This window comes from Zoogloea sp., from assembly GCF_041911615.1.
In the GTDB taxonomy this organism is placed as follows: domain Bacteria; phylum Pseudomonadota; class Gammaproteobacteria; order Burkholderiales; family Rhodocyclaceae; genus Zoogloea.
The window spans coordinates 1-5,491 of record NZ_JAYROR010000121.1 but is presented as its reverse complement, the minus strand read 5'-3'; the positions used below and the strand labels follow the sequence as shown (position 1 = coordinate 5,491).

The following is a 5,491-nucleotide window of genomic DNA, read 5'->3' as shown; positions in this document are numbered from 1 at the left end:
CGGTGGCGACCTGCTGGGGCAGCGTGAGCCCGCGCAGGCCACGCGGCCCGCCGCCCTGACCGCCCGCACCGCTGGCGGGGGCCTGCACCTGGGTGCTGCTGACCACGCGCAGGTCGAGGCCGACCTCGATGCCCTCGGCTGTCCAGCCGAGGCGGAAACTGCCGTCGGGCTGCTTGGTGCGGCGGGCGGCGTTGATCATCTTTTCGAGGCCGAACCGCCCGGGGATGTTGACCACGTCCACCGTCCGGCCGTCGAAGGTGGTGGCGCTGATGCGCACCCCGGGCGTGCCGGCGGCGTTCGGCCAGACGAAGTTGGCCCATTCGGCGACGCCGTTGCGGTAGGTGAGGCGCTGCCCGTCGATCTCGACGACGTAGCCGGTGATGCCGGGCGACGGCTGGGGGCGGATCATGAACACGGTCTGCGGCTGGGCGCCGCCGCCTCCGCTGCCCACGCCGCCGCCGTCGGTGGCCGCGGCGCCGTCGAGGGGCGCGGCCCAGCGCGGAAAGCCGCCGGCGAAATCGGGCAGCAGCACGATGCCCAGGTCGCCCCAGGTGCGTGGGGTGACGCTGTTGCCGCGGCGTACCACCAGGGGGCCCATCGAGGCGTCCACGTACTTGGCGATGGCGCCTTCGGGCCCGAAGACCTGGGCGATCTCGGCGGGGCCGGCTTCGACGTTGCCCTTCGGGTCGAAGGGGTACTTGATGGCGAGCTTGGCGTTGAACGGTTTGAGCACCTGTTCTTCCCAGGTCTTGTTGAGATCGTCGGCGGCGGGCCGGATGATGGCCGCGTAGCTCTGCAGCAGCGGGCGCAGCAGCAGGGGGCGGAGCACGGCGCGCTGGTTATCGGGCATGCCGGTGAGCATCTGCTCGTCCACGAAGCGCAGCGCGTCGGCGAGTTCGGAGCCGTTGCCGTCGATGGTCTCGCGCATCAGCTTGAGGGCCCCGGGGCCGGGGTCGCCCTGGTTCTTGAGCTGGTTGAGGCGGCTGCGAATCCGGGAGAGCTGCTTGAGATAGGTGTCGAGGAGCGGCTCGGCGTCGCTGCGCGGCGTCATCAGGCGGCCGAAGCCGGCGAATTCCTTGCCGACCGGGCCCATCGGCACCTCGACGGACTTGGCGGAGACGTTGATATCCACCTTGACCGGGCTGGGCGCCATCTGCAGGACCGACTGCTTGAACCAGTCGGCGAAGCTCCGCTGGGCTTTGTCGAGGCCGACGTTGGCGAGGGTCGGGTTGTCCCAGGCGGTCTGCTCGAAGATCACCTTCACCAGCCTGCCGATCGGTGAGGCCTGCGGGTCGCCGAGGCGGTCCATTGCCGCGACGGCTTCGGGGAAGCTGGGGAAGGCGGCGACGCTGATGCCCTGGACGAAGCGTTTCCATTCTTCGGCGTAGTCGCGCTTGTACATGGCGACGAGGGTTTTCTGGATCTGCTCGGGGCTGCCTTCGAGGGTGAGGTCGTCCTGGGTGGCGGTTTCGAGCACCCAGTCGACCGACTTGCGCGCATTGGTGGCGGCGTCCTTGATCGCGGGCTGGACGTAATCGCGCCAGGCGTCGACGGTGAGGGCGCCGGAGACGACATGGCTGCCGGTGACGAGGTTGGCGCTGTCGGGGCCGACGATGGTGGCGACGCTGACCGGGGCGAAGCGCGTCGAGGCGCGGGCGCGGATTTCGGCGTACACCCGCTCGGCGGCGGGCATGCCGCGCTTGACGTTGCGCAGCGTGCCGCGCACGTCGTCCACGAGGCTGATGTTGCGTTCGAGGATCGGCCAGCCGGCGTCGGCCGCGTGTTCCAGGTGGAAGGACAGGATGCGCTCGGCGGAGCGGATCATCTGCTCGCGGCTCATGGTGCCCCGGTTGGCTTCGAGCCAGGCGCGCCAGAAGCGGGTGATCTGGTCGGACAGGTGGCCGACGTCGATGTGGTCGCGGCTGGAGAGCATCAGGTAGGTCTTGAGGGCGTTGTAGGCGTCGTCCACGTCGGTGGCGCTGGCGTCCTTGTACTGGCGGGGGGCGCTCGCGCCGCTGGCGGCGGGGGGCGCATCGGGGCCGCGGGCCTTGAGGGCGTCGCCGTGCGCGCTCACGTCGGCGAGGTAGCTTTCGAGGGCGGACTTGACCGGGGCCAGCATCACGTTAGCGACGCCGTTGTAGTACTCGCGGCGCAGGGCGTCGGCCATCTGCTCGCCCTGGTAGAGGCCCAGGCCGAGGGACAGCGGGTGGTCCTGGTTGAAACGTTCGAGCTGGACGAGACGGTCCTGGAGGATCTCGAGGGCGTCGAGACGGGATTTGAGGTCGGCGCGGCCTTCCTGGATCTTCACCGCCTGGACCAGGTCGTGACGCACGTTCTCGAGCAGACCGAGGTTGTTCATGTACGACCCGCTCCAGCCGGCCAGGGCGAGGCCGAGCAGGGCCAGCGCGCCCAGTACGACGCCCTGGCGCAGCAGGCGTTTGCCGCGGGTGGTGTGCTGGCGGACGAGGTTGCGGTCGGGAAAGATGACCTTCGAGAAGAGCTGACGCAGGAAGAAGCCGTGGGCGGCGCTGGGGGCGGGCGCGAGGTCGCCGCCACCTTCGAGGGCGAAGCGGTTGGCGATGCGGGCGTTGGACACCGGCTTGAAGTCGTTGCCCTGGGTCGCCGAGGTGACGTAGAAGCCGCGGAACACCGGCTTGAACTGGAACGGGTTGTCCTCGAACAGGGTGGCCACGAAGGCGCGCAGGGCCGGCTTGATGGCCGCGAATTCGGACGGGAAGGTGAGCACGCCGGGGGCGGCGTCCACGCCCTGGGTGCGCGATAGCTGGGCGACGCTCAGGGCGCGCAGGCCGGCGTAGAGTTCGTCGAAGCGGGTGTCGAAGAGGGCGATGAGGTCGTTGCCGGCGGTCTGGTCGTAGGGGATCGTGGCGCCCCAGACGCGGTCGCGCTCGCCGCTGTCGAGATCGCGGAAGAAGTCATCGAAGCCGGGGATCAGGTCGGCCTTGGTGAACAGCACGTAGACCGGAGCGAACACTTCGAGTCGTTCGGTGAGCTCCTGTACCCGCTGGCGCAGGCTGCGGGCCAGCTTGAGGGCGAAGCCGGGATCGCTGCCGACCAGTTCGCCGATGCTGACGGTGACGATGATGCCGTTGATCGGTGCGCGAGGGCGGTGCTTCTTGAGGAGATCGAGGAAACCCAGCCATTCGGCGCGGTCTTCCTCGTGGATGGCGTAGCGGCCGGCGGTGTCGAGCAGGATGCCCTCGGTGGTGAAGAACCAGTCGCAGTTGCGGGTGCCGCCGATGCCCTTGATGACCGCACTGCCGCCGTCGTCGAAGGGAAACTTGAGGCCGGAATTGACGATGGCAGTGCTCTTGCCGGCGGCGGGGTTGCCGATGGTGATGTACCAGGGCAGCTCGTAGAGCGCTTCGGCGCCGGAGAGCTGGCCGAGCTTGGAGGTCTTGATGGTGCGCACGGCCTCCTGCATGCGCTCGCGCAGGGCGCCCAGATCGGCCTGGGCGGCGTCATGCGGCGTGGTGTCGGCGTCGCCCTGCTGTTCGAGCATCGTCCCGATGGCCTCGCCGGCCTGGCGGGCGCGGTGCCGGCGCACGGCCCAGACGACGCCCCAGGCGGCGAGGATCAGCGCGCACAGGGCCACGGCCCACCCCATCGCCACCTTCAGGCTGTGGGCGCCGAGCATCACGAAAATGACGGCGGCGGCCACGCCGAGGGCCGAGAGGACGCGGGAATCGAAGAGCAGGTTGCGGAGGGAGGACATCATGGGCGGATCTTTGGTCAGGCGCTGGCGGGCGCGGTGGGTGGCTGGGCCTGCACGAGCAGTGCGGGCCGCTCGACGGGATGCCGGCTGCTGAGGCGCCGCACCGGACCGTCGTCGGTGCGGTCGTGGGCGCAGGCGAGGGCAGCGATGCGGCCGGCGCGGTGGTCGGTGTCGGGCGCGATGCCCTGCACGCCGCCGTCGTGGCGGGGCTGGTCGCCGAGGACGATGAAGGTGGGGCTCATCGCGACTTATTCGAGTTGGGGATTGGCGTCGGTGGCGAGCCGGGCGGTCTGGCCCAGCACGCCCTTGCGACGCAGTTCGACGTGGCCGAGGTCGCGCATCTTCCAGCGTCCGCCCCAGGTGAGGCCGACCTGTTCGGCGATCTCGCCGTAAAGCGCGTAGCCGCGCATGGCCCATGGGTCGCGTTCGGAGATCACCACCTTGCCGTCGCGGAAGAAGGCCACGTCGGCGGCCAGCCCGTACTGGTGGTAGCTCATGCCGGCCCGGGCCTGGGTCACGTTGCTGCCGCGGGAGAACAGCTCGGCCTGGCGCTCGGGGCTGCGGTAGCCCTCGATCAGCGCCATCTGGTAGCCGTGGCGCTCCTGCATCAGCTTGAAGACCACCAGCAGGCGCTGGGTGAATTCCTGGTCGAGCTGTTGCCAGTTGCGGCTGGCGCGGACGATGTTGGGGCGCACTTGCTCGACCTCGCGGGTGGTGAATACCGCGGGCGGCAACGGCGGCGGTGGCACCAGTTGTTCGCCTTCGAGGAGGGTGGCGATCTGCCGGTCGGCGATCCGCAGGTCGTCGTTGAAATCGAAGATGGCCGGCCCCTGCAGGCTGAGCACCAGCAGTGGTGGCGCGCATACCAGGACGATTCCGCCGGCCGCCCGCAGCGGTCGGGCGACAAGCCAGCCGGCGATGTCGCGCAAGCCGTGCAGCGGCCAGCGCAGCGCATGGGTCGCCGGCCCGGCCAGACGGATCGCCGGCGTGCGTCCGGCGCTGGCGATGCTGCCCACGAAGCCCTGCACGCGTGTCCGGAAGCCTGGGAAAAGGACCAGTGCGACGCCTGCCACTGCCAGCAGGAAGTATGCGGCAATGCCGTACAGGATCACGGCCGGCACCCAAGTGTCGGCAGGCCGGGCCGGCAGCCCGCGGCGTGCCGGAAAGGCTGGAATCGCAGGGCAGGCGAGGGCCGTGGCGGGGTTTTGGGGCGGCGGTGGTGGGTCACGGGCGACGGGGGTGGCATCGAGGGCAGGCCCGACGCGTCCGCGAGCTATGCCGATAAAATCATTCGGAAATGCCTTTATTCTAATACAATAGAATTTTGAGTGTATATAAATTCATCTCCGTGACAACCACTGCTTCCGATCGCCTGAGCAAGGCGCCGTCGCCCCGGTTGCCAGGTCAGGCCGATAACGGCGTGCCCCGGCCGGTGAGCATCCTGAGTGATCTGAACGCCGGGACCGCGGGACTGGCCGCGCCGCCGGCCCGCTTCGGGCGCTGGCCGTGGATGGGGGCCGGGGCGCTGATGACCGCGCTGATCGCGGCCGGGGTGGTGGCGCTGCGTGGGCTGCCGGTGCCGACCGGTGTGGCGCCGACGGCGCAGGCCCGCCCCGCGGCACAACCGCCGGTCGCGGCGCCGATTCGCCCCATGTCGCGGGTGCCGGCCGAGGCCGCGCCGTCGAGCGGCGAGACGTCCGCGCCGTCAGCGCCGGTCGTGGCGGCGTCCGACCCTCCGCCCGCGACGTCGTCCATGGG

Annotated in this window: 3 protein-coding genes and 1 pseudogene; 1 reads left to right on the top strand and 3 read right to left on the bottom strand. The window is 70.0% G+C overall.

All coding sequences use genetic code 11. The features are described from left to right. From tssM to ACE3P2_RS15730, 3 genes are all read right to left on the bottom strand, one after another. Positions 1 to 3,736: type VI secretion system membrane subunit TssM (gene tssM / locus ACE3P2_RS15740; RefSeq protein WP_374266150.1), on the bottom strand; the 3,736-nt coding region annotated here is incomplete at its 3' end. Between the two features lie 14 nt (positions 3,737 to 3,750). After that, positions 3,751 to 3,975: a hypothetical protein gene (locus ACE3P2_RS15735; protein ID WP_374266148.1), complete on the bottom strand. Its 225-nt coding sequence runs from the start codon at positions 3,973 to 3,975 to the stop codon at positions 3,751 to 3,753. Between the two features lie 6 nt (positions 3,976 to 3,981). Next, a complete protein-coding gene (locus ACE3P2_RS15730) occupies positions 3,982 to 4,854 on the bottom strand; it encodes a M15 family metallopeptidase (protein ID WP_374266146.1) in 873 nt (290 codons plus the stop codon). 311 nt (positions 4,855 to 5,165) lie between these two features. On the opposite strand from ACE3P2_RS15730, the pseudogene ACE3P2_RS15725 reads away from it, so the two are divergent. Then, a pseudogene (locus tag ACE3P2_RS15725) lies at positions 5,166 to 5,491 on the top strand (hypothetical protein); the annotation flags it as partial.

Excerpts from the sequence above, each read along its gene's own strand:
- ACE3P2_RS15735 (WP_374266148.1), bottom strand. The coding sequence starts at position 3,975 with ATGAGCCCCACCTTCATCGTCCTCGGCGACCAGCCCCGCCACGACGGC.